The sequence below is a fragment of the Photorhabdus sp. RM96S genome, assembly GCF_042879335.1.
GTDB classification, from domain to species: domain Bacteria; phylum Pseudomonadota; class Gammaproteobacteria; order Enterobacterales; family Enterobacteriaceae; genus Photorhabdus; species Photorhabdus kayaii.
Genome location: NZ_JBHFKT010000018.1, coordinates 16,003 through 40,138, shown reverse-complemented (window position 1 = coordinate 40,138; position 24,136 = coordinate 16,003). Strand labels below are relative to the sequence as shown.

The window sequence follows — 24,136 nt, the reverse complement described above, 5'->3', positions numbered from 1 at the left end:
TAGTGGAATTTATAAGTATGGTGCATCAATGTACTTAGTGTTTCAATGCATTATAAATTTTTTCTGCTAATGCATAGGAAATAGTCGGTACTTTTGCGATCTCTTCGACACTTGCATTACGTAAAGGCTGCAAACCTCCCATGTATTTCAGTAACATTTGTCGGCGTTTTGGCCCAACGCCTTCAATAGATTCCAGCGTACTGGTGTTTCTAACTTTAGATCTACGTTGACGGTGCCCGGTTATTGCATGATTATGTGATTCGTCACGAATATGCTGAATCACATGCAGGGCAGGAGAGTCCGGCGGTAATGCGATACCTTTATCCTCCGTCGCGAAAAATAGTGTTTCAAGCCCGGCTTTGCGATCACTGCCTTTGGCAATGCCTATTAATTGAGGTCGCATTTTATCCCATTCAACATCAAGAGACTGAAAGACATCTATTGCCTGAGCTAATTGCCCTTTACCGCCATCGATGAAAATAATGTCGGGAATTTTTGACTCATCTAATGCTTTTCCGTATCGACGGCGTAATACTTGATTCATGGCAGCGTAATCATCACCGGGAGTAATACCACTGATATTATAGCGCCGGTATTCAGAACGTAGTGGACCATTGCTATCAAAGACGACACAGGATGCAACAGTTTGTTCCCCCATAGTGTGACTAATGTCAAAACATTCCATTCTCTGAATTTTTGCTAATTTAACTAATTTGGTGAGAGCGTCTAATCTTTGGTGAATAGTTGATTGTTGTGATAAGCGGGTTGCTAGGGCGATTGTTACATTTGTGCGGGCAAGTTTCAGATAACGGGCTTTATTTCCGCGGGGCCGGGTTTGAATATGAATTTTTCGCCCGGATATTTCAGATAAAGAATCAGACAAAATGTCTTTCTCTGGCAGAGTAAAATCCAGCAAAATTTCTGAGGGCAAAGTCCGATTTTGGCTGCCCTGTAAATAAAATTGACCAAGGAATGTTTGTACAATCTCATCAAGCTTTGTCCCAGTCGGGACTTTAGGATAGTAACTTCGGCTACCCAGTACTTTGCCCTGACGTATAAACAGTACATGCAGGCAAGCCATGCCCGCTTCAAAGGCAACACTGATAACATCGAGGTCATCGCCTGTTCCTGAAACAAATTGTCTTTCAGTAACCTGACGAACGGCCTGGATTTGATCACGGTATTTTGCTGCATCTTCAAATTTCAGTTGCTGGCTGGCTTGTTCCATTCGGTCAATTAATCTGGTTAAAACTTGCTGATCTTTGCCTGAAAGGAACAGACGAATATAATCAACTTGCTGCTGATATTCTTCTTCACTTACCAGCCCTTTAACGCAAGGCCCAAGGCAGCGGCCAATTTGATATTGCAGGCATGGCCGCGAGCGATTGCGGTAGACGCTATCTTCACATTGTCGGATAGGAAAAAGTTTTTGCAGTAAGATTAATGATTCTCGTACCGCATGAGCGTTTGGAAATGGGCCGAAATATTCACCTTTGAAATGTTTAGCTCCCCGATGCATTGTCAGTCGTGGGTGTTTATCTGCGCTGAGAAAAATGTAAGGGTAGGATTTGTCATCTCGCAGTAAAACGTTATATCGGGGTTGATAGAGCTTAATGTAATTATGCTCCAGCAGCAGTGCTTCAGTTTCGGTATGCGTAACTGTAACATCTATTTGAACAATATTTTTAACCAGAGATTCGGTTTTACGACTGGCGATCTGTGTGCGAAAGTAGCTGGCAAGCCGTTTTTTTAAATCCTTGGCTTTACCGACATAAATAACCGTGCCTGAGGTGTCATACATACGATAAACGCCAGGCTGACTGGTTACTGTTTTTAAAAATGTTTTTGAATCAAATTGTTCCGTCACTATTTAATAGACTCTCTGTGTCGAATAGCCCATAACGTATTGCTATATGTGTTAATTCTACATCACCGCTGATATTTAGTTTACTAAACATTCGGTAGCGATAGCTATTAACGGTTTTTGGGCTGAGATTAAGTTGTTCAGAGATATCGTTCACCTTTTGTCCTTTCGTGATCATCAGCATAATCTGTAATTCACGATCAGACAGACAACTTAATGGATTGTCTTGCTGTGGGCTAATTTGGCTAAGGGCCATCTGTTGAGCAATATCGGGAGCAATATAGCGCTGGCCGGCATTAACTGCACGAATTGCATTAACCATGTCTTGAGAGGTCGAGGCTTTACTGAGATATCCTCTGGCGCCAGCCTGCATCACCTTCATTGGTAAAGGGTTTTCAGTATAGACAGTCAACATGATGACACGGACATCGGGACAATAACGTAGGATTCTTTTTGTCGCCTCCAGGCCACCAATGCCTGGCATGTTCATATCCATTAACACGATATCTACTTTATTAGCTCGGCACCATTTTATCGCATCTTCACCACAATTAGCTTCTCCTACTACGGTTATTCCTTTTACGTCATCAAGAATACGTTTTACACCAACTCTGATCAGCTCATGATCATCGACTAACAAAATATTTATCAAAAAAGTGTCTCCAACTGGCTCTATATGCTCATACATGAGCTTCATTGATATACCCGTTATCTTTCAAATTGCCTCTTTGTTGGCTGTACTCACTTACCCTGGCCACATCGTTCGTTATGCTTCCGGCGATTGGCTCCCTTACCGTCGCGATGCATCTTGAAATCCATAAGGTATAGTAAAGATTATATAAAACAATAAAATAGATAGATTATCCTAAAAGTTCATCAGAAATGTGAATATTATACTTATCTCCTCCAAAGACAAAAGAGAATTATTTTATATGATAACAAGTGTTATTTATTTGAAATCAGAATGTCCTATATATTCTGATTATGATAAAATTAATAACTAAATAAATATTTATAAAACAAATGGCTTTAACAATAATTTAACGTTTTTTGGCGTAGATCTATTTGGAAAATGTATAAAAATAGGGGGTGAATTATGTGGTATAATTATTATTTTCATAACGTAATTAATACGTAAACAGGTAACGACTATGAATAAAATCGATTTAATTCCTTCATCTGATACTGAAACCTTGGCAACAGAGGTGACATGTTTGAAAGTTCTGTTGGCTTCTATGCTTAAAACTATGGGGCAAGCTCATGCAGGGAAAGTTGTACTGAATTTGGAACATGTTATTGCAGAAATGGGCGATGAAAAACAGGCTAAGATATTTGAAAATACCGTTCAGCAAATAAAAGTGTTATATCGGCAGTGAGGTAGGGTCTCAGGGGTTAATGTTATTGCCCCTGTACATATCCCACTTTTGCTACCTATTTAATGATCATAACTATATGAAACTAAAGGTGTAAGGTAAATAAATTAAAAATGATATTAATTGTCTGGTTATAGATAAAGGTGTGGGAAGAGGAAAATAGCTCATAGTAATTAACAGGATATAGCGTATACTAAATGTAGTAGTCTGGTTTGGTATGTAAATATAGGAGCGTGCGTATGTACAAAACTATTTTAGTACCGGTAGATATTTCAGAAGATGAACTAACGAGTAAAGCGGTTAAGCATGCACTGTCTTTAGCAAAAGAAACAGGTGCGAAGCTCCATATTCTTCATGTACTGCCAATTTCATCCGCGATTGTTAACGCATATTCGTTGGGATATGATGAAATTAAGGATAAAGCGACAATTAAAGCCGAAGATGATTTGAAAACGCTGCTTGATACCATCGATTTTCCTGCTGACAGGTTATCCTATTCCATTGCATTTGGGTCGCCAAGAGATGAAATAACAGCAGCAGCGACAGAAATTAATGCTGATCTTATCGTTATTGGCTCTAGAAGGCCCAATATTACAACGCACTTATTAGGATCTAATGCATCAGGTGTTGTCAAATATTCGACAACATCTGTTTTGGTTATCAGGTAAGGTGGTTAAAACGTAATGAGAGAGATTGATTAGCCATCTTCGGATGGCTTGCTATATATGTCTTAGCTAACGTTGTGTTGCGCTATTTTTATTAAATTTGCTCTGATTTCATTTTCATTGAGATTGCATAAGATTTCGTAGAATTGTTGAGGATGCAATAATTGTGGAAAAATTTACTGATAAACTGATTCGTTTGGACCATTTTTTATGGCGGGTGGTGCGTTTTTACCTTATTGCTGCAACGTTTTTCTTTATTGGAATAATTCCGGGTGTCCTGGGGTTTTACTTGATAGAGGGGCATACATTTTCTGAATCTTTGCTTAACGCTTTATCTATGCTGGGATCGCAGGGTTTAGATCCCGTCCCTGTTAGTTTACCCGGTAAATATTTTATTGCCATATATGGGGTATTTTTGGAAAGTGTGTTCTTTATTATTTTGGGGCTTGTTGTCACACCTTTCATTCATCGAATATTACATAAGTGGCATCTTGATTCTGAGTGATTGAAAATAGAGCTACACGGTAATTTATTTGATTTAGTTAAACAATTCACAACAAATAATGTAATAGTTTATACCCTATGGATTTCAAGATGCATCGCGACGGCGGGGAGCAGTCACAACAGAATATTGAACTTATTTTGGTGATAATTGATTTTAAGCTATCCATTTTTTACCAAAAAGTTGATCTGCACAGGATAGATGTTGCATAAAATCCCTGATTAAAGTGAATATCAGGCAAAGATGCCACAAGAATCAGCAACTTATGCGGTTATAGTAAAAATAAGCATGATTTTAATTTATTGGCTATAGTTAATTTCAGCAAGGTGACTCGTTTTGATAACTGGATGAGGACAAAACATGTTAAGAAAATTGGCGGCTGAATTACTTGGAACTTTTGTTCTGGTTTTTGGGGGATGTGGTAGTGTTGTATTCGCTGCGGCATTTCCTGAATTAGGGATTGGTTTTGTCGGTGTATCTTTGGCATTTGGCTTAACAGTATTGACGATGATATATGCTGTTGGGCATATTTCTGGCGGGCATTTTAATCCCGCTGTAACAATTGGTCTTTGGGCTGGTGGTCGTTTCAGGGCAGTGGAGGTTATTCCTTATATTATTTCTCAAGTTATAGGTGGTATTCTTGCTGGCGCGGTATTATATGTTATTGCCAGTGGGCAGGCGGGTTTTGATGCGACCACGAGTGGTTTTGCAGCAAATGGTTTTGGTGAACATTCACCAGGTGGATTCTCGCTTCAATCGGCTATTGTGGCTGAAATTGTTTTAACGGCTATTTTCTTAATTGTTATTATTGGTGCGACAGATAGACGAGCACCTCCGGGCTTTGCGCCATTAGCAATAGGTTTGGCGCTGGTTTCAATTAATTTGATTAGCATTCCTATTACTAACACGTCAGTCAATCCGGCACGAAGCACGGCTGTTGCGATATTCCAGAATACCTGGGCTTTAGAGCAGTTATGGTTTTTCTGGGTGATGCCAATTATTGGTGGGATTGTTGGAGGGGGAATTTACAGGTTATTATTTGCTGAAAAACAATGATTTTTACTGGTGAGTTACCTTGCTTAAGGCCACGCTGTAGTGTGGTCTTTTTACTTTTCAATGAAAGAACTTTTTGTCACTATTATTTTTTCATTTGTTTTAATAAAGGTAGGAAATATTATCATGAAGATTTATTGCAATGTGTTGGATGATTATTACTGCCAATTATACAAAAATAATTAACCCTATAAGTTATAAAATAAATTTCATTATTCCTTTCCTGAACTAGACTATAATCATCGCCAATTGAGATAGGCTATCTGTACGACTATTTAATATATTTATTACTGAATGATATTATTGAATTTAAGAGGAGTATATGAGCCAAAGAAATGATTTTAAAGCCTTTTCTATTAGTGAGAATGCTAATGTAGTGAGTCAAGAAAAATATGAAGAAAGCCAGAATTTAAAGACGGGGTTTCCACCTGAGAATGTTTCTACTCATGTATTAAATAAGGTATTACGCCAATCCTCAACAATATCGTCTGTTGTGGCTAATTTTATTGCGACACAATCTGGTGAAGATATACTGGATGATGGTGATATAGCTAAACTGACCGTGCTATTTAATAGCGCTTTAGATAAAGCTTTAGAGCAAAAAGCTTCAAATATTTCCGGTATCCCTGTTGGTTCTCCTATTCCGTGGCCGTTACCCCATCCACCTTCCGGTTATTTTACTTGTAATGGTTCCGCTTTTAGTAGATCACAGTATTCGAAGTTAGCAGAAGCTTATCCTGACGGTAGATTACCTGATTTAAGAGGCGAGTTTATTCGTGGTTGGGATGATGGTCGTGGTGTTGATGGTGGCCGTGTTATTTTAAGCGCACAGACTGACAACACAAAAAGAATACAACTTACGAAAGGACTCCCTGATGGGCAATTTCTTTCTAGTTATCAAGGTCCTGTAGATAGATACCAGTTCCCTCTGGGGCGTGATGTACTTGATAGTGCCACTGTTACATCAATTGCTAACAATACAAGCGGTCATGAAACCCGCCCCCGCAATATCGCATTTAACTATATCGTAAAAGCAGAATAATATCGTAAAGGCAGAATAATAATGACACAAGAAAATATCTTAAATTCAGAAACCGCTGTATTAGGTGAAGATGGATTAGCGACTCAAGCTGGCTGGATAAAAGTTTATCATGCCAATCCCTATTCGAGAGAATTCTCTGGTAGTGATTTCGAATATGTTGCGGAAGGCGTCGGTTTGTCAGCGCATTCTTATTTAGACGCGCCAGATTTGCCAGATTCTGATGATATGGCTGTGCGTCGCAGTGAGGACGGGAGTTATTGGGAAATTGTTCCTGACCACCGTGGAAAAATAGCTTACAACACGCAAGTGGGTGCACAGGAAGAAGTGGCTGCGCTGGGTGAATTACCAGAAACATTAACATTTGAACAACCGTCCACCGATTTTGATCAATGGGATGGTGAAAAATGGGTAACGGACTTTGAAGCTCAAAAAATCAGTCAAATTGAACAGGCAGAACAACAGCGTGCTATTTTTCGTCGGCAAGCTGATGAAGCCATCACGGTATTGCAATATGCGGTTGAAACTGAAATGGCCTCAGAAGCGGAAAAAACTTTATTGCTAGATTGGAAAAAGTATTTGGTATTACTGCGTCGGGTTGATGTTTCATCGGCACCAGATATTAATTGGCCTGAAAAGCCGCAAGAATAATACCATTAAAGTTTTATAATTCTTAAATATTAACGAAGCACTGGTTTTTAATCAGTGCTTTGATTGGAAAATTTGTATGAAAGTCCATATAAAAATGAACTCTGGTCTGTGAAATTTATTTGGTTATCGATTTTAAATGTATTTTTGCTAAAAGTGGAGGGCGGTCAGTAAGGATATTTTTATTATTTTTTATAATTAGACTATAACTGATGTGAATTATGGAGAATTATTTTTAATAATTCGATTTATTGACTGTAAATGAACATTATTTAATTTGGGGAAGGTATATGAGTAAAAATGATTTTAAAGCTTTTGCTATTGATAGTAACGCTAATGTGCCCAGTCAACAAAACTATGAAACAGATCCGAATTTGCCGCGTGGGTTTCCAGACAGGCAGTATATTGATAATTACATATTAAATAAGATATTTCGTCAAACATCAACAATAACATCGGTTGTAGCTGATTTTATTGCGACACAAACTGGTGAGGATGTTTTAGATGATGGTAATGTCACTAAACTCACTGCACAGTTAAATAAAGCTTTAGAACAGAAAGCGATAACAGGAATTCCCAATGCTTCATTAACACAAAAAGGTATTGTGCAACTTACCGATGTGATGGGTGATAGTGATACATTGGCAGTGACGCAACAGTTGATTAAGGAAATAGTTAATTCATTACTTGGAAATATTAATACTAGAGTACCTGATAGCCGGAAAATAAACGGTAAGGCGTTGACTGGGGATATCAATCTGACTGCGGCGGATGTGGGTGCGGTATCAACTAATAATGCAATGCTTTCAATGGGTTTTGCTCGTTTGGATGGATTGGAAAATTTATACGATGGTTGTGCCGGATATGGACCCAACGCGCCATTCGTCACTAAATATGGATTGCCACTTGGTGGGTATGGCGTTCAGTTAAGATTTAGTAATGTAAATGGCTTATCAAGTGAAGGCGTGTATGGTGTATGGAGCCATAGGCTGGTTTTCGAGCATGAAGGCAATACATATCGTACAGATAGCATAAATAGCGATAGCAACAGACAAGCTACCCGTAAGTTTTGGGACGATAAGAACGCTAAACCAGACACCAACGGATACCTCAAGAAAGCCTCTCCGATAATAGAAATTTACCCTGATGGCACATTCTCGACTAATGACGAATCCGAAGGTGCAGAAGTGATAAAACAGGGGACCGGTATATATCGTATATCAAATATCCTGGGCTATAACGCTGATGGTGGTTGGGGTGTTAATGGGGGTATTTCCGTTCCCCGCGACAACAATAATCTTGAACTGATTTTTGTTGATGATCACGTTCAACCTGACGGCTCTATTATTATTGAGACTTTCCATCGCCAACACGCACATTTACCGGAGAGATTTCAAAATTGGCGGCTCAAATCTATTGATGACAATGGCAACAAGATATTCTATCAAGATGGGGAACCCTGTGATATTCCCGATTCTTGCCGTTTAGATATTAGGGTCCAAATGCCAGAAGATTCACTCTGGAACTTGAATCGAAAGAAGTTACAGAAAGAAATGGCGAGTAGCAGCGCTTTTGGTCATAAATTGTAGATTGTAGTAAGACGGGGCCGTATATCGGCCCTGTATCTTATTTAGGCTTTTTGGCGCTTCAATATTAGGATGTTGACATTGAGCATCATTCTCTATTTTTTCATATTAATGGTGAGTGATATAACCGCTCGTTTTTAAAGCATATAGTTCATATGTTGATTTCATAATACCCAATTAATCATTCCGCTATAATAGGATAACCACTATCTTGTGATATCCCAACCTGTCTATTGAATAGTCTTTCTTTTTAAAAGAGCTGCTAAGAAGAAATGCAAAGAAACAATGTTTGTCTTATAGGTCGATTATGAGGCAATATAAAAGGTTAAAATCAGAATGATATTTTTATATAAGTAGGGGTTATCATTGAAACGTAAAGTTATTTTTTGGGCAATTCACATTGGGTGTTTCAGTTTAATTGCTCCTTTATCTTCTTTTGCCGCACCGGTTGCCTTTGAACAAGCTAAAGTTGAATTGCGTAAACGCATTTATCATGATCAATTTAAGTCAGAGACCGGGACACTTTATTGTGGTTGTCATTGGCAATGGACAGGTAAGAGCGGTGGACGCACAATCCTTTCTTCGTGTGGTTATCAAGTCAGGTCACAACAGAATCGTGCTGAACGAATTGAATGGGAACATATTGTTCCTGCCTGGGTTTTTGGTCATCAGCGGCAATGTTGGCGAAATGGTGGGAGGAAGAATTGTGTCTCTTCCGATCCTGTTTTCAGGGCAATGGAATCTGATATGCATAATTTGGCCCCATCAATTGGTGAGGTTAATGGCGATCGTAGTAATTTCAGTTATGGAATGTTACCGAAAAATATGCCGAATAGTTATGGTCGTTGTACCAGTAAAGTCGATTTTAAATCTCGAACGTTCGAACCGAGAGATGAAGTAAAAGGGCAGGTCGCTCGGATCAATTTTTATATGCACGATCGTTACAATCTTTCCATGTCCCGCCAACAACAGCAATTATTTATCGCTTGGGATCGTCAATATCCACCGAGTAAATGGGAGCAGGAGAGAGATAATCGAATTGCCGGTATTATGGGGCATCATAACCCTTTTGTTACCGGTGAACAGAAATGGCAATTGTGGCATAAAAACTCCGCCGCTGGCATTCCAAAAAGCGAGCAGAGAAAAGGGCAGAGAAATAGTCAAACAGATACCCAGAGACAACGGGTGTTATCTGATGCATCCTCTACAGGATTAATTAAAGGGAATAACAATAGCAAAATCTATCATTTTTCTCATTGTTCAGGTTATAAGATGATTCAGGAGAAGAACGCGGTCTATTTTAAAACAGAAACTGAAGCAAAAAATGCGGGTTTTCGATTGGCTGGAAACTGTAAGGGTACTTAATAAAACAGATAATTAACTATTTGCTCTGTTGTCATCAATAATAATATTATTGCCATCCGTTGAAGAAAAGTGCTTGCAGATAGTGACTTCTTTGCCGGATGGTAACGGAATGTATCAATACCATAGTAGTCAAATCAATAATGGCTACTATGATGTTAAGTAATTAGTGGTGTTAAGTCATTAGCTTATATTTAAGTCATATTATTCAATGAATTAAATTTCTCGCAAAACTAAATAAACGATACTGTCGATTATTTTTAATTGAGCGTCCCTGGCGTGTTTGTCATAACGGAGAGATTGTCATTATACTGTCATAATGATTCGTTATTTTTCACTAAATAGAAATAATGGTGAGTAACATTAATGATTGATATTCCGATAATATGCGAACCTGTGGGAAGCTCAGCGTCATTAAATAACGTAGTTATTGTATCGGTGATATGACACCGGATGGGTGAAAACAACGATAAGGTGATACTGCTATGAGTAGACAGAAAGCAGTGATTAAATCACGTCGAGAAGCAAAACGGATGATGAAAAGGGATTTGCGTCATCATCAATGTTATCAGGATGATAATGTGACTTCTCTGGTACAACTCGGTGGCGTAGAAGTCATTGGTATGGCACGTGATAAGCGGGATACTTCGGAAATTTTGCCACGGACTGAAACGCAACGGCGTTATATGCGTGCAATAAATTATAAAAAACTGATTATTGCCAGTGGGGAGGCGGGTTGCGGTAAAACGTTTATCAGTACGGCAATGGCTGCGGATGCGTTGATTAATAAGGAAATTGATAGGATCATCGTCACCCGTCCTGTATTACAGGTGGATGAAGATCTCGGTTTTTTGCCCGGAGATATGGCTGAAAAATTTGCACCCTATTTCCGACCGGTTTATGACGTTTTATTAAAACGCATGGGTGCATCGTTTCTGCAATATTGCTTGCGGCCTGAAATTGGCAAAGTAGAAATTGCGCCTTTTGCCTATATGCGGGGCAGAACATTTGAAAATGCATTTGTGATCTTGGATGAAGCCCAGAATGTGACGATCAATCAAATGAAAATGTTTCTGACCCGGCTTGGGGAAAATGTTACTGTGATTGTAAATGGTGATATAAGTCAATGCGATTTGCCGGTTGGAGTCGTATCAGGATTGCGTGATGCACTGGAAAGATTTTCAGATGATGAAATCGTCAGTGTTATCCATTTTAATCAAGAGGATTGTGTTCGTTCTCAACTGTGCCAGAAAACGTTATTAGCTTATTGTAAATAACTGATGGAAATATGCCGTGGGGGCTTTTGCAAGAGCGCCTCACGGCGTGATCCTTGATTATTCCGCCTATTTTAAATCCTTTACCTTTACTGTTTAATTTTGGATATATACCCTATGGATTTCAAGATGCATCGCGACGGCAAGGGAGTGAATCCCCGGGAGCATAGGTAACTATGTGACCGGGGTGAGCGAGTGCAGCCAACAAAGGGGCAACTTGAAAGATGACGGGTATAGATAAACTGGTGATATAACCTGAATGGCACTACTTCTACTTTATTTTCCAGTAATCAATAGAGTCTCTGTTTAAATCAATTCTGCCATCAGGATATTCAACTCTTGAAGGTTCTTTACCTGGTGGGATAATAATTTTAGGCATTTTGGTTTCATCTAATTTAGGTTTATAGGTAATTTTCCATTCCGCTCCTGGAGTTAATTTCAACCTAAAAGGATACGTATCCACCACGCCCTGCAAGAAAATTCTATTTGGACGCCCATCAACCACTTTTAATACAGGGTAAATAACCGGGCTGAAATCTATAGTATTCAATGCTGCAATTTCGCTAATATTTGTTTGAGTCGCGTCGTTGATAAATGCAGTTAATCCTGTTCCCTCGTACGGAACAGCATCTTTTACCAAATGACTGACATCGGTATAACTCACTGATACAAAGGCTCTATCAATCTTCCATTTACACCAACCTCCACCACTAAAAGGCAATTTTGCCTGAAAGTAACCAGTTTTCGCATCAGCTTTTACATCCAAACCTAGGCTATGATAAGTCGGTACTTTAAAAGGCGACATACCCGCATCAAATTGATATTTTAAGCAATCTTTTGACTTATATATAGCTGCTACATATGGCTCAGTGTGCTTCGGAGCCACTCCTTCTACCGTAATCAACTGCCCTTTTCCGGCAGATGAAAAGGGAAGCAGCCAGTTAAAAAAGGTGTCACCAAACGCCCAGTAAATAAAATAGAGAAATAATAAGGACAGCGTTATCTTCAATATTTTCATACGGACAGTTCCTGTTTATCACAGTAATGCTGTAAGGCCAGTTCCTCTTGTTCTTCCTGCTGGCTGACCGTCAGTGATTTTATTAACTGCTTATCCATATCCAGAAAATAGAGATTTCGGTAGTAAACATTGTCAGGGATAAGCATCTTATAACTGTCCATTTTCGCCTTAAATTGACGCTGACTGTCCTGATAGACCGTAATCTTATCCGGTTCACATAACTCTCTGAGGCGCTTGTCAATATAACCCGCATATTTATACGAGCTATGATTAGAGAAACCGAATCCGCCTTTTAAATCAGCACTTCTGTTTTCAACAAACAGTTTGTCTTTTTCTTGTTGACTGAGCTGATTAAACAACGCATTTTGCCGCTCACCGGCCAGAGAAAAATCCTTTTCTGTTTCCTGATTTAACTCAGGAATTAAGTAGAGTTTTGTGGTGTTATCCAATATTTTTTCAGCAACACCGGCTATCAGGGAGGCATTCCGGGCGGAAATCAGCCATTCCGGGCAACTGTTGGCTTGAAAGAAATGAACCACTTTACCATGATGCAAATAGATTTCTTTATTGGCTGTCGCCTGTTTAATTGCCTGAATAATCGGTGACGGCGACAACAACTTCATAACCGCCCAGTCATACCCCGCTGGTGCCCAATAATTGAAAAAAACATTATCCATATCCTGCTCAAATGGCACAGAAGGGATTACATCATCTTCATTAACATGGCGATAGTGGATAATAGAAGACAATTCCTCTACTGCACTGCGAGTTAATGTTCTCGGCATTCCATAACTGTAAAGACAAGGATTGTGTTCTTTCAGTTGTGCGCTATGCAATAATGCCAGCGCCCCTCCCAGACTGTGGCCACAAATAAATAACTTCCCTTTTTTAGCCAAATCCAAGATATCACTGAATACTTCTTTCTTTTTATCACTAGGGACTATTAACTCTCCAACCAAATTAAATGCATCCCAGAACCCTTTGTGCACTTTACCACTGTAGATAAACCCACTACACAGAGATTTGTCATCATCGCAACTTAAAGACAATGGCTGGAAAGTGGCATCAGTCAGGTAATTATCCAGATTAGCCGTTCCTCGCCAACTAACAATCACATCTTTCTGACTGGCAGCATAAAACAGTTTGGTATCACCCTGTTTGTTGTTCCCCGCTTGTGAATCAATAAATTCCACCCGGGTATAACGTTCACTAAATGGCACATCGTAAACTACAGGTGTTGCTGACAATGTTTCCACTTTATAGGGCAATTTTGAAACATCCACCATTTGCCGGTTAAAAAAGTGTTTCACAGAGCCTGCTACATTGACATCCCCATCGGCATAGGCCAGCACGCTCATCAAACACTGGTTATAGGCATTAACAATGGAATACTCCTTCTGATGATGTAGCAGTAAAACCCAGGCCCGGAAAGGACACACCTCCAGAACATAACGACGATTTAATGGATGAACCCGATAGCCTTTTGGTTCCGGGTCCGGCTATCAATCACCTTCACCATCATGCTGATGAAATCAGCATAAATATCCCGTCGGGAATAGCCGTGATTGATTGCGTCACTAAAGAAACAAGATAGTAAAAATCCTATTACCACAGATAAGAAACACCGCTTATGCTGTGAGTAATAGTGAGTTGAACGACAGGAAGACAGAATTGTATTCCCATCAATTAATCCCTTTGAATAAAGGGAACAGGAGTTGTAATTTCCTTCATACTGTCCATATGATGGAACTCAAGTTATGATTATTAAATCATCAGTAAATAGCAAGAGAAAATTTTCATTTTTTAAATCTATGAAAAAATAGATTTGTAAGAAAGTGTTACAAACTCAATAGGGATTGAGTTATCGTCAATCGCATTTCTTCGATTTTAAAAACCTCGTTTAAAGTGATGTTGCTGATAATATCAATATCGCTGATTCCCTCACTTTCTGATTGCAGTAAGTGAGGGGGGATTAAATAAGGTTCTTAATCGTCGCTATCCACCACTTCATGACGCAGGACATGATAACCTTCCTCATCAAAGCCATGCTTCCAATAAGGAATGGCATATAGCTGGTGGCGTTCATAGCCTTTTTCTCGGCGAATATAGCGACGAAGTTCTTTTACCAGCTTATCTTCACCAGCAAGCCAGAAAGTGACATCTTCTGTTGGTAATGACCAGGATTTGAATTCAGATATGATTTTGTCAGTTATTTCAACATCACCAGTGATCCAGTGAATGGCTATTCCTGCCGGTTTTTTTAATTCCTGAATATCTTGCTCACTTTCGATACGCATAATGACTTGCCCGGTCGCATCTGGTTTTACTGTTTCCAATAGCGCCGCAATAGCAGGCAGGGAGCTTGGGTCGCCGGCCATATAGTAGTGGCTGACTTTTGGCAGTAATGGATCTGGGCCACCGGGGTTAGTGATACCGATCCAGTCACCAATTTGGGCTCTATAAGCAAATTCCACTGCCGGGCCGCCATGGTGGTGTAGTGCGAATTCAATATCGATCTCTTTTTGTTCGGTACGGATAGCCCGAACCGAGTAAGTGCGCGTTATTGGGCGCAGTTCACTCGGCGGCCATATTGGGCCTTCTGGAGATAAAGTTGGTAACACCGGTTTGGTCTGCCCCGGAAGCGGTAAGAATATCTTTAAGTGTCCGCCTTCACATTCAGTGGGATAACTATCCAGACATTCACTGGTGAACGTCATGCTGCGCATATTAGGTGTCACGTCGAAAATGTTTTTTACCTGAACAAGTCTAGGTGGTGCAGGCCGGTAAATGTTTTTTTCTTCAATTGTTCTATTGGTCACGTAAAATTCCTCTGGAAAATTTACCGAAGGTTATTATCTGATAAAGCCAATGTTAGTGTAACAGTAATTAACGCAAATGCTAATTATTATCATTCAACAAATTGCGTTGCCGTCAATAATGGGATTTATCTGCCTTTTTCAATCCACTGAAAATTGAATTTCTACTTCTGTACCACCATGTTTACGGTTTTTTATCTGTAATTGCCCACCTAGGATAGAAACTCTGTCTTGCATAATAGCCAGCCCAAATTTGTTTTTATTAGCGGAATTCAAATTAATGCCTCGACCATTGTCACTGACAACTGTAATGATTTTTTCATCGACAGGATAAATATGGATACTGATCCAATTGGCATCGGCATGCTTATAACAGTTGTTCAGACATTCCCTAATGATTTGTATCAAATGCCTGCTGTAACTGTCAGGAATGTGTTGATGTGTCAGGCGGTAATTGAATTTAATGTTGAAGCCTAGACGGTGGTTAAATTCATTAATCAAGGTCTGTAAAGATTCTTGTAGATTACATTGAGGTTGTTCGTTCCTGAAAGTTGCCAGTAATTCTCTGAGCTGACGATAAGCAATATTCAACTCATCTTTAATCATATTCAGCGAGGTTAAACTTTGCTTGGGTAAATTATCACTGCCGATATATAGGCAATTAACTTGAATCTTAAGGAAAGAGAGGGATTGGGCAATGGAATCGTGGAGTTCACGAGAAATAGCGGCTCTCTCCGCGGCCAACATACTCTGGTGTTGGCATTGGATCTGATTTTCCCGTAATAGTTTATTTGTCATTAAAGTCACTATATCCTGGACCAGTTTTTTTTCATCAGGAGTGAGATCACTATTTCTGTGTGTTTTTATCCAGAGTATCCCATAGCTATCAATGTTATCATCTAGATTCCATCTCATAATCAGCGGCATATCAAAGTAGGGACATTGGTGGGGATTGCGAAAGAAATATTCTTGTTGTGATGGATAAAAGATGATTTTGGCTTCACAGAAAGGGATTAGGCGATTGAGGTGAGAAAAAATCTCCTGAAGCTTTTCAGGTAGCAGTTTACAATTTTGTAGTTTGAAATGGCTTTGACAGAGGAAATCCAAATAGCCATTTTTTTGTTTCAGTGCGTTAATTTCTGCTTTGTATCTTGCATGTTGCCATTCTTTGACAGGAGCAGAGTTATGTACCACTTTTATCAGAAAGTAGACATTTGTAATACTCAACATTATCAATAACGGTAAAATTAAATCTGGAATCGACGGTTTATTAATCAACAACAGTATAAAAAGTAAAAATAAATTTATAACAGAGTTGATTACAAACAGTTTTTGGTTTTTGAAGATGGTGTTATTTGAACTTGTTTTCATCAGGTTAAGATTCCGTTCTGCAATACTGATGAAAACTTTAGCTCAATTTGTTAAATAGTGTTAATAATTACTTCAATTTCATACCTGCTGCTGTCATCAGAAGACGAAATAGCGTGGAAACAGCAAAAAGAGCCATCACACTGCATAACCAGATCATTGCCATCCAGCCTATCCGTTTCCATACAGAAGGTCGTGGGGTGTTTTGATTAGTGGTAGCCTTGTTCATGGTTAACTTTCCCCCGAAAAACGTAGTAGCTCCAATAGGTGTAAACCAGGATCACTGGAATGATAAGTAGGGCGCCGACCAGCATAAAACCTAAACTTTGTTGCGGTGCTGCCGCAGTTTCGTAGCTAATGGTCGGTGGGATCAAGTTAGGCCAGATACTGATACCTAACCCACTGTAGCCAAGGAAAACTAACAATAGTGCTACCAGAAACGGTGTGTAATGAGCTTTACGTTTGATGGAATGCAGTAGTTTCCAGCCAGACCAGACCACTAACAGTGGCACGGGAAGGAAGAACAACAGGTTAGGTAAGCTGAACCAACGTTCAGTTATTGCCGGATGAATGAATGGTGTCCATAAACTGATAATGGCGATAACTGTCAGCATCAGAAAAGTGAGCGGACGGGCGACTCGGTACATCTCTTGTTGTAGGTGACCTTCGGTTTTCATAATTAGCCAGCCACAGCCTAACACTGCGTAAGCAATTATCAGGCCAAAACCACAAAATAGGGGGAAGGGTGAGAACCAATCAAAATAGCCGCCGGTGTAAGTTCGGTTTTCCACCGGGAACCCTTGAATAAAGGCGCCCACCACCACGCCCTGAGCAAACGTCGCCATCACAGAGCCGCCGATAAAAGCTTTGTCCCAGATATGACGATGCTCAGGCGCGCATTTGAAACGAAATTCAAAGGCGACACCGCGGAAGATCAGACCAAATAACATTAATGTCAGGGGGATCGTTAATGCATCAAGAATAACGGCATAAGCCAAAGGAAAAGCACCGAATAAACCTGCGCCGCCAAGCACTAACCAGGTTTCGTTACCATCCCATACCGGCGCAACACTGTTCATCATTAAATCACGCTCCTTATCGCTTTTAACCGTGGGATAGAGCAGCCCAATCCCAAGATCAAAACCATCCATGACAATGTACATCATGATGCTGAATACAATGATAATGAACCAGATTAACGGCAGATCAATACCCATTTTTTAGCTCCTTTTTGGGACCTTTGCGGATAAGTTTCATCATATAGGCGTAACCCACACCGAATACCGAGCTGTAAACCGCGATAAAAAGCAACAAACTGATGCTCATATGTATTTCACCGTGTGCGGATACGGCATCTTTGGTGCGCAACAGGCCATAAACTACCCACGGTTGACGGCCTATTTCGGTGGTAAACCAGCCGGCAAGAATGGCGATCAGGCCGGAAGGTGCCATCAAGAATATAAAGCGCAGGAAGCTTTTTGACTGATAAAGTCGTCTCTTATAGCGCAGCCAAAGCCCCCAAAAGCCGGCAACTATCATCAACACACCGAGTCCGACCATCACTCTAAATGACCAGAAAACCATAAGCGCATTGGGTCTGTCTTCCGGTGGAAATTCCTTAAGCGCTGGAACCTGCTTATCTATACTGTGAGTTAAAATTAGACTGGCGAGATAAGGAATTTCGACGGCATAACGCGTCTCTTCCCGCTCCATATCCGGGATACCAAACAGGATCAGCGGCGTTGCTTCACCGGGAAGATTTTCCCAGTGGCCTTCCATTGCCGCGACTTTAGTGGGTTGATGTTTGAGGGTGTTGAGACCGTGAGCATCACCAATCAATGCCTGCAAAGGCGCAATAATCAAGATCATCCACATCGACATGGATAGCATTTTTTTCATTGCTGCTGAGTCATTGCCTTTTAATAAATGCCATGCCGCTGAAGCTGCAATAAAGAATGCTGAGGCGAGGAAGGCCGCAGTAGACATATGAGCCAGACGATAGGGAAAGGAGGGATTAAATATCACTGCCAGCCAGTCGACGGGGACGACCTGATTATTGACAATTTCGTGACCTTGCGGGGTTTGCATCCAGCTATTGGAAGCCAGTATCCAAAAAGTGGATATCAGAGTACCTAGCGCAACCATAAAGGTGGCGAAGAAATGTAATTTTTCACCTACACGATCCCAGCCAAATAACATAACGCCGAGAAAGCCCGCTTCAAGAAAGAATGCGGTCAGTACTTCGTAAGTCAGTAATGGACCCGTGATCGAACCGGCAAAATCAGAGAAAAAACTCCAGTTAGTGCCGAACTGGTAAGCCATAACCAGACCGGAAACCACGCCCATACCGAAGTTAACAGCAAAAATTTTCGACCAGAAATGATATAGCACTTTGTAATCAGCATTACGCGTTTTCAGCCATAACCCTTCTAGTACGGCTAAAAAACTTGCCAGCCCGATGGTAATCGCCGGAAAGATAATGTGAAAGGAGACGGTAAACGCGAACTGAATTCTGGCCAGTTCCAGGGCACTTAAACCAAACATAGTGACCTCTTATTTTTAATTTAAATAAAGGCAGGAAATGTATGCGGACAAGTAAAGCATGAAAAAAATGACTATAATAGTGACAGTTTTTTGTATATTGACTATAACAGTTGCGGGGAGATCTGAATTGATGAAACGTTATGAACAATTTGCCAGGCAAATTCTCCAACATATTGAAGATGGTACCTGGCTGGTGGGAGATAAATTACCTTCACTGAGGGAATCAGTGAAATTATCGGGTTTGAGTTTGATGACTGTTGTTCAATCGTATCAATTATTAGAGAGTCAAGGATGGATCATTTCCCGCCCTCAATCGGGTTATTACGTCGCCAAACGTTTGCAGCCCTTTGCCGCAGCAAAAGGAGGAAAGCGATTACATTTAAGTGAAAGCGTAGAAATAAGCGCTTCTATTTTTGATGTATTACAGGCGTGCAAAGATCCTGCGATTATTCCGTTTGGTTCAGCATTTCCAGACCCATCTTTATTGATTCAACCTAAACTTTCCAAAGCGTTAGCGGCCGCTGCCAGGCGAATAGCACCGCATAGCGCTTTAGCCAATTTACCGCCGGGTAATGATAAGTTACGCCGTAACATATCGCGCCGTTATGCAATGCACGGTATTCATGTCTCTCCTGATGAAATTGTCATTACCGCTGGTGCGATGGAATCACTGAGTTTCAGTTTACAGTCGGTGACTGAGCCGGGGGATTGGGTCGTGATTGAATCACCGGCTTTTTACGGTGCTTTACAGGCTATTGAACGTTTACGTCTGAAAGCGGTGGCAATCAAAACTGATCCACAAAACGGTATTGATTTGGATGCGCTGGAGGAGGTCATTCAGAAATACCCAATAAAAGCCTGTTGGTTAATGACTCACTTTCAGAACCCGCTTGGGGGAACGATGTCTGCTGAAAGTAAATTACGGCTGGTGAATATCCTGAACAGTAATCAGGTGGTACTGATTGAAGATGATGTTTATGGTGAACTCTATTTCGATCAGCAACGGCCTGTACCGGCGAAAGGGTTAGACAGTGAAAACAACTTTATGCACTGTTCCTCGTTTTCTAAATGTCTGGCACCGGGATTTCGTGTGGGTTGGGTTGCAGCAGGAAGACATGCCAAGAAAATCCAACAGCTACAAATGATGAGTACCGTTTCTGCCAGCATGCCGACGCAATTGGCAATTGCGGATTATCTTGCTGAGGGGGGATATGACAACCACTTACGTCGCCTTCGTCGCACATTGGAGCAACGTCAGCAACTGATGTTACGAGCAATTGGTGACTATATGCCTGTTTCAGTCAAAGTGAATCGCCCTAAAGGTGGTTATTTCCTCTGGTTGGAATTTGAGCCATTGTTCAATGCACAGCGGCTTTATCAACTGGCATTGGCAGAAGGGATCAGTATTGCGCCGGGCAGTATGTTTTGTACCAGTGAACAGTTTAACCATGCCTTTCGTCTGAATGCCTCTTTTGATTGGAATCAGGAAATGGAACGTGCGATGCAGACTTTAGGCAATATTTGCCATAGTTTATTGGCTGAATGTGGAAAGGCATAACGATGCGGGTTTCTGGCTATAGTTGTTTAGTGATTTATATAGATCAGAGCCAATACCCTCAGAGTGTTCAATTAAGAAAAATTGGGTACATCTTGTTGACACGCTCTTTTTAGTGCTTATCATGGATATACAGTAAGTATATCCCTATATGAGGAACATTTTATGGTTCAAACAACGGTATTTAAAAGCAATCGTTCTCAGGCAGTCCGGCTTCCTAAAGCTGTCGCTTTTCCGGAAGATGTGAAGTGGGTTGATGTTGTCGCTGTAGGCCATACTCGCATAATCACTCCGGCTGGTGAGTCTTGGGACAGTTGGTTTGATGGCCCTAGTGTTACGGCCGATTTTATGGCAGAACGCGAGCAGCCGCCAGTACAAGAGCGAGAGGGATTCTGATGCTGAAATACATGCTTGATACCTGTATTTGCATCTACACTCTCAAGAACCAGCCCCAGAGAGTGCGTGAAGCTTTTCTGCTCCATCACGATCAGTTGTGTATCAGCACGGTGACATTGATGGAGCTGATTAAAGGCGCAGAGAAATCGGGAAATCCAGAAAGTAATATGAAGATTATTGAGGGATTCGTTGCTAGGTTGGAGGTATTGGATTTCGACAGTAAGGCTGCTGTGCATGCCGGTCAGATTATCGCAGAGCTTGAACGGGGCGGTTTACGCATAGGGTCTTATGACAATCAAATAGCGGGGCATGCCAGAAGCCAAGGGCTGATTATCGTGACTAATAATGTGCGCGAATTTGAGCGGGTTCCTGGCCTTCGTGTTGAGAACTGGGTCAACGAAAAATAATTACTGTATTATCGATGGTTCAATGAAACTTATGGTGTCCACGACGTTTTTGCAGACACCATTTTGGGGGTTATTTCACCACATTATTCTATACAAAGCGCTCTTACATTACTTCCTTGCTTTCTCCGAGTGGTCATACTATCAATCCAATCTTCTAATGATACCTTCTGTGCTTTCTCGAATGCTGGCCTTACATTTACCCATGATTCGTACCTCAGGTTATATTCTGCTTGTGGCAGGAAGTAATGAGATTTGAATTCGATAAGCCCTTTATCATCTTCGTAAGCGACGATTGAAAACTCAGACCAATATAAGAAGAATGACACGCCACCTCTTGGTGATGTAGCAAGAACACTTTGAACGAAATTGGATTGAGTTTGTCTCCTGCCTGCATAGGATAATGCAGCGATAGCCAGTTGTCTCAGTGGGGTTTTCATCTGCTCTCTCTCCTGACTAGATAATCCTAAGAAGTTTTCCAGGAAAGAGTTGATTAAAACATCGGCATTATGGCTTTTTTGAATAACATTTTGTACGCTGGTTGACAGTAAAGAAAGGAATGGAACGCCAGATAATTCTGAGGTAAATGAGAAGAAATTCTTTTTATTACCTTGGCCTTGAGGATCTAAAGGATTATAGCCTGAGACCGCACGGCACATATTAATAACAGTTTGCAAGCCTTCGGTAATGCTGAGTGGATTTCTAGATGATGTGGAAGAATTTTTTTCAAGCTGTGTATAATCCCCTGTAGCTGCGCCATTAGCTGGGCTCTGTACATCGGAATAATCTCCGGCATCAGGATAATCCATAGTAATATTGCCTGAACGCTCCCAATCTTTAAGGAATCTTGTTCCTCCTTTTTCAATATGTTCTATCCATTCTTGGGCTTTTTTGACTGCATAATCAGGATTATTTAAGATATTTTCCATGATTTTTATCCTTAATAGATTTATTAAGTTAGGTATTGAATGTTAGGGTACTGTTGAAAGTAGGGAACAATGTTGCACCCTATTTTTAACAGTGAGATAAATCGATAATCGTGTACTTAATATTACTGTTTTTTTAGCTTGGTAATTTTTATTTTAAATTTTGTTAATAAATGTTAAATGTATTTTTGTGAGAACTAAGTATATCCATAAGTGAATATTTTTCACTATCAAATATTAAGGGTATGTAATTTAACTTACTGCCTATCCCAATAGGGCTATTTTATTTGCCCTTCTTTGCCATAAAGAGCGAACCTGGGCAGTGCTCAAAATCCTCACGTACTACGTGTATGCTCCGGTTTTTCCGCGCTGTCCGTGTTCACTGTTCATTGATAAGAATGGCCTGCAACAATTACGCCTATTGGGATAGGCTCTTATTCCTCACGGATAAAAGGTTGTTTATGTGATATTTCCATATTAGCATTAAAATATAGTTTTTAAAATTTATCGATATAAAATTCACATTTTAAGATAATTCATTTTATATATTCTGACCGTATGTTATATTCTTTTATATTCTTTTATATTCTTTTATATTCTTTTATATTCTTTTATATTCTTTTATATTCTTTTATATTCTTTTATATTCTTTTATATTCTTTTATATTCTATTTTTATTGAATTTAATAATTTTATTAAATAACTATGATTAGAATAATCTTAGCACAGATTGGTAATAATATTGTTGATATAAATCAATTAATCTACTTACAGAGAGTTTTCAGTTTATGCTTTCATTTTGGTTGTCATACAATCAATTAAATATTCTATGGTTATCTTATCCTCTTTCTCGAATACAGATTTTACTATTTCCCACGTTTTCTGGCTGAGATTATATTCTGCCTGGCAAAGATTATAATGAGAGGTGAATTTAATAGTACCCTTGTTATCTACTTTCTTTATTATCAATATAGAAGAATAGAGTAAGAGTGACACCCCATTTGGGGTTTTAGTCAGAGCATATTGTACCAGGTTGGATTTTTTTTCCTTTTGATCGGCATATGATAAAGCGGTATGAATCAACTTTTTCAAATAAGTCTTAATGGTAATTTTATCCTGAGGAGATAACCCTTGAAAGGCTTCAACAAAAGAATCGATTAAGACATCTGTGTCATGACTTTGTTGGGTAATCGTATTGGTATCTGCCCATAGTAAAGAGAGAAAGGGAACCTTTTCTATTTCTTCTGTGAATGCGATGAATTTCTGCGCATTGCCATTACCTTCTGGTTCCTGCGGGTCGTAACCTGAGGCCACTCGACATAAGTTAATGATAGTTTGCAGCCCCTCAGTGACACTGACTGGGTATTTATTTGATGTGGCCGATTTTTTGGCGAATAGTGTGTATTTATTTGTCGCTGCTACACTGGCTGGGCTTTGTATATCAGAAAGATCCTCAATTTCTAGGAAATGAGTAAAAATATTATCTGAATGTGGCTGCGTTTTAGAATATCTTTCTCCTCTGTGTTTAACGTATTCTATCCACTCTTGGACAGTTTTAATTTTATGATCAGAATTTGTGAGTATATCTTTCATGTCTATTTTCCTTTATGGATTTATACCCGTCATCTTTCAAGTTGCCTCTTTGTTGGCTGCACTCGCTCACCCCGGTCACATAGTTTGCTATGCTCTCGGGGATTCACTCCCTTGCCGTCGCGATGCATCTTGAAATCCATAGGGTATATT

Annotated in this window: 23 protein-coding genes; 12 read left to right on the top strand and 11 right to left on the bottom strand. The window is 40.0% G+C overall.

Annotated elements, in window-relative coordinates:
• Positions 1–34 precede the first annotated feature (34 nt).
• Positions 35–1,867 carry an excinuclease ABC subunit UvrC gene (uvrC, locus tag ACGF49_RS12390; RefSeq protein ID WP_113040719.1) on the bottom strand — a complete coding sequence of 611 codons (1,833 nt, stop codon included), beginning with the start codon at positions 1,865–1,867 and terminating at the stop codon, positions 35–37.
• The gene (uvrY, locus tag ACGF49_RS12385; RefSeq protein ID WP_113040788.1) at positions 1,851–2,516 is read right to left on the bottom strand and encodes a UvrY/SirA/GacA family response regulator transcription factor; all 666 of its coding nucleotides are present in this window, start codon (positions 2,514–2,516) and stop codon (positions 1,851–1,853) included. Before uvrY ends, uvrC begins: the two co-directional genes overlap by 17 nt.
• A 499-nt stretch (positions 2,517–3,015) precedes the next feature.
• On the opposite strand from uvrY, the gene ACGF49_RS12380 reads away from it, so the two are divergent.
• The 9 genes from ACGF49_RS12380 to phoH all read left to right on the top strand — a co-directional run bounded on the left by ACGF49_RS12380 (position 3,016) and on the right by phoH (position 11,369).
• Positions 3,016–3,240: a DUF2594 family protein gene (locus tag ACGF49_RS12380; RefSeq protein ID WP_113040718.1), complete on the top strand. Its 225-nt coding sequence runs from the start codon at positions 3,016–3,018 to the stop codon at positions 3,238–3,240.
• Between the two features lie 236 nt (positions 3,241–3,476).
• Positions 3,477–3,905 (top strand): universal stress protein, encoded by a 429-nt coding sequence (locus ACGF49_RS12375; protein WP_113040717.1) that lies wholly within the window; start codon positions 3,477–3,479, stop codon positions 3,903–3,905.
• A gap of 163 nt (positions 3,906–4,068) precedes the next feature.
• Positions 4,069–4,407 carry a hypothetical protein gene (locus tag ACGF49_RS12370; RefSeq protein ID WP_228903145.1) on the top strand — a complete coding sequence of 113 codons (339 nt, stop codon included), beginning with the start codon at positions 4,069–4,071 and terminating at the stop codon, positions 4,405–4,407.
• A 357-nt stretch (positions 4,408–4,764) separates the two neighbouring features.
• Positions 4,765–5,460, top strand: coding sequence for an aquaporin Z (aqpZ, locus tag ACGF49_RS12365; RefSeq protein ID WP_113040714.1), 696 nt, complete (start codon positions 4,765–4,767; stop codon positions 5,458–5,460).
• A 319-nt stretch (positions 5,461–5,779) separates the two neighbouring features.
• The gene (locus ACGF49_RS12360) at positions 5,780–6,499 is read left to right on the top strand and encodes a phage tail protein (RefSeq protein ID WP_113040713.1); all 720 of its coding nucleotides are present in this window, start codon (positions 5,780–5,782) and stop codon (positions 6,497–6,499) included.
• A 21-nt stretch (positions 6,500–6,520) separates the two neighbouring features.
• The gene (locus ACGF49_RS12355; protein ID WP_113040712.1) at positions 6,521–7,147 is read left to right on the top strand and encodes a tail fiber assembly protein; all 627 of its coding nucleotides are present in this window, start codon (positions 6,521–6,523) and stop codon (positions 7,145–7,147) included.
• A 287-nt stretch (positions 7,148–7,434) separates the two neighbouring features.
• A complete protein-coding gene (locus ACGF49_RS12350) occupies positions 7,435–8,733 on the top strand; it encodes a tail fiber protein (RefSeq protein ID WP_113040711.1) in 1,299 nt (432 codons plus the stop codon).
• 378 nt (positions 8,734–9,111) lie between these two features.
• Positions 9,112–10,095: an endonuclease gene (locus ACGF49_RS12345; protein ID WP_387491251.1), complete on the top strand. Its 984-nt coding sequence runs from the start codon at positions 9,112–9,114 to the stop codon at positions 10,093–10,095.
• Between the two features lie 482 nt (positions 10,096–10,577).
• Complete coding sequence (gene phoH / locus ACGF49_RS12340) at positions 10,578–11,369, top strand: phosphate starvation-inducible protein PhoH (RefSeq protein WP_113040709.1); 792 nt, start codon at positions 10,578–10,580, stop codon at positions 11,367–11,369.
• Positions 11,370–11,637: 268 nt separating this feature from the next.
• On the opposite strand, the gene ACGF49_RS12335 is transcribed toward phoH, so the two are convergent.
• The 7 genes from ACGF49_RS12335 to ACGF49_RS12305 form a co-directional block, all read right to left on the bottom strand.
• The gene (locus tag ACGF49_RS12335; protein WP_113040708.1) at positions 11,638–12,384 is read right to left on the bottom strand and encodes a hypothetical protein; all 747 of its coding nucleotides are present in this window, start codon (positions 12,382–12,384) and stop codon (positions 11,638–11,640) included.
• On the bottom strand, positions 12,381–13,823 hold the full coding sequence (locus ACGF49_RS12330) for a lipase family protein (RefSeq protein ID WP_387491172.1): 1,443 nt from the start codon (positions 13,821–13,823) through the stop codon (positions 12,381–12,383). Before ACGF49_RS12330 ends, ACGF49_RS12335 begins: the two co-directional genes overlap by 4 nt.
• Before the next feature lie 546 nt (positions 13,824–14,369).
• The gene (locus tag ACGF49_RS12325) at positions 14,370–15,203 is read right to left on the bottom strand and encodes a siderophore-interacting protein (protein ID WP_228902294.1); all 834 of its coding nucleotides are present in this window, start codon (positions 15,201–15,203) and stop codon (positions 14,370–14,372) included.
• A 138-nt stretch (positions 15,204–15,341) separates the two neighbouring features.
• A complete protein-coding gene (locus ACGF49_RS12320) occupies positions 15,342–16,430 on the bottom strand; it encodes a histidine kinase (RefSeq protein ID WP_228902292.1) in 1,089 nt (362 codons plus the stop codon).
• A gap of 208 nt (positions 16,431–16,638) precedes the next feature.
• Positions 16,639–16,797 carry a DUF2474 domain-containing protein gene (locus ACGF49_RS12315; RefSeq protein WP_071824106.1) on the bottom strand — a complete coding sequence of 53 codons (159 nt, stop codon included), beginning with the start codon at positions 16,795–16,797 and terminating at the stop codon, positions 16,639–16,641.
• Entirely contained in the window at positions 16,778–17,785 is a 1,008-nt protein-coding gene (gene cydB, locus ACGF49_RS12310) for a cytochrome d ubiquinol oxidase subunit II (protein WP_113040704.1), read from the bottom strand. The genes ACGF49_RS12315 and cydB overlap by 20 nt, the downstream gene beginning before the upstream one ends.
• Positions 17,775–19,112, bottom strand: coding sequence for a cytochrome ubiquinol oxidase subunit I (locus ACGF49_RS12305; RefSeq protein ID WP_228902290.1), 1,338 nt, complete (start codon positions 19,110–19,112; stop codon positions 17,775–17,777). The genes cydB and ACGF49_RS12305 overlap by 11 nt, the downstream gene beginning before the upstream one ends.
• Positions 19,113–19,242: 130 nt before the next feature.
• Here ACGF49_RS12305 and ACGF49_RS12300 point away from each other — a divergent pair, with 130 nt between their 5' ends.
• From ACGF49_RS12300 to vapC, 3 genes are all read left to right on the top strand, one after another.
• Entirely contained in the window at positions 19,243–20,670 is a 1,428-nt protein-coding gene (locus tag ACGF49_RS12300; RefSeq protein WP_387491167.1) for a PLP-dependent aminotransferase family protein, read from the top strand.
• Between the two features lie 162 nt (positions 20,671–20,832).
• Positions 20,833–21,063 (top strand): type II toxin-antitoxin system VapB family antitoxin, encoded by a 231-nt coding sequence (vapB, locus tag ACGF49_RS12295; protein ID WP_110090524.1) that lies wholly within the window; start codon positions 20,833–20,835, stop codon positions 21,061–21,063.
• Positions 21,063–21,470: a tRNA(fMet)-specific endonuclease VapC gene (vapC, locus tag ACGF49_RS12290; RefSeq protein ID WP_262978256.1), complete on the top strand. Its 408-nt coding sequence runs from the start codon at positions 21,063–21,065 to the stop codon at positions 21,468–21,470. The genes vapB and vapC overlap by 1 nt, the downstream gene beginning before the upstream one ends.
• A gap of 83 nt (positions 21,471–21,553) precedes the next feature.
• On the opposite strand, the gene ACGF49_RS12285 is transcribed toward vapC, so the two are convergent.
• Together ACGF49_RS12285 and ACGF49_RS12280 are read right to left on the bottom strand one after the other, a co-directional pair.
• Entirely contained in the window at positions 21,554–22,396 is an 843-nt protein-coding gene (locus ACGF49_RS12285) for a hypothetical protein (protein WP_228902286.1), read from the bottom strand.
• Positions 22,397–23,179: 783 nt separating this feature from the next.
• Positions 23,180–23,986, bottom strand: a complete 807-nt coding sequence (locus tag ACGF49_RS12280) for a hypothetical protein (RefSeq protein ID WP_113040698.1) — start codon at positions 23,984–23,986, stop codon at positions 23,180–23,182.
• Positions 23,987–24,136 lie beyond the last annotated feature (150 nt).

Coding starts and splice junctions, on each gene's coding strand:
- ACGF49_RS12380 (WP_113040718.1), top strand. CDS start 3,016: ATGAATAAAATCGATTTAATTCCTTCATCTGATACTGAAACCTTGGCA.
- ACGF49_RS12375 (WP_113040717.1), top strand. CDS start 3,477: ATGTACAAAACTATTTTAGTACCGGTAGATATTTCAGAAGATGAACTA.
- aqpZ (WP_113040714.1), top strand. CDS start 4,765: ATGTTAAGAAAATTGGCGGCTGAATTACTTGGAACTTTTGTTCTGGTT.
- ACGF49_RS12360 (WP_113040713.1), top strand. CDS start 5,780: ATGAGCCAAAGAAATGATTTTAAAGCCTTTTCTATTAGTGAGAATGCT.
- ACGF49_RS12355 (WP_113040712.1), top strand. CDS start 6,521: ATGACACAAGAAAATATCTTAAATTCAGAAACCGCTGTATTAGGTGAA.
- ACGF49_RS12350 (WP_113040711.1), top strand. CDS start 7,435: ATGAGTAAAAATGATTTTAAAGCTTTTGCTATTGATAGTAACGCTAAT.
- phoH (WP_113040709.1), top strand. CDS start 10,578: ATGAGTAGACAGAAAGCAGTGATTAAATCACGTCGAGAAGCAAAACGG.
- ACGF49_RS12335 (WP_113040708.1), bottom strand. CDS start 12,384: ATGAAAATATTGAAGATAACGCTGTCCTTATTATTTCTCTATTTTATT.
- ACGF49_RS12320 (WP_228902292.1), bottom strand. CDS start 16,430: ATGTTGAGTATTACAAATGTCTACTTTCTGATAAAAGTGGTACATAAC.
- ACGF49_RS12315 (WP_071824106.1), bottom strand. CDS start 16,797: ATGAACAAGGCTACCACTAATCAAAACACCCCACGACCTTCTGTATGG.
- cydB (WP_113040704.1), bottom strand. CDS start 17,785: ATGGGTATTGATCTGCCGTTAATCTGGTTCATTATCATTGTATTCAGC.
- ACGF49_RS12305 (WP_228902290.1), bottom strand. CDS start 19,112: ATGTTTGGTTTAAGTGCCCTGGAACTGGCCAGAATTCAGTTCGCGTTT.
- ACGF49_RS12300 (WP_387491167.1), top strand. CDS start 19,243: ATGAAACGTTATGAACAATTTGCCAGGCAAATTCTCCAACATATTGAA.
- vapB (WP_110090524.1), top strand. CDS start 20,833: ATGGTTCAAACAACGGTATTTAAAAGCAATCGTTCTCAGGCAGTCCGG.
- vapC (WP_262978256.1), top strand. CDS start 21,063: ATGCTGAAATACATGCTTGATACCTGTATTTGCATCTACACTCTCAAG.
- ACGF49_RS12285 (WP_228902286.1), bottom strand. CDS start 22,396: ATGGAAAATATCTTAAATAATCCTGATTATGCAGTCAAAAAAGCCCAA.
- ACGF49_RS12280 (WP_113040698.1), bottom strand. CDS start 23,986: ATGAAAGATATACTCACAAATTCTGATCATAAAATTAAAACTGTCCAA.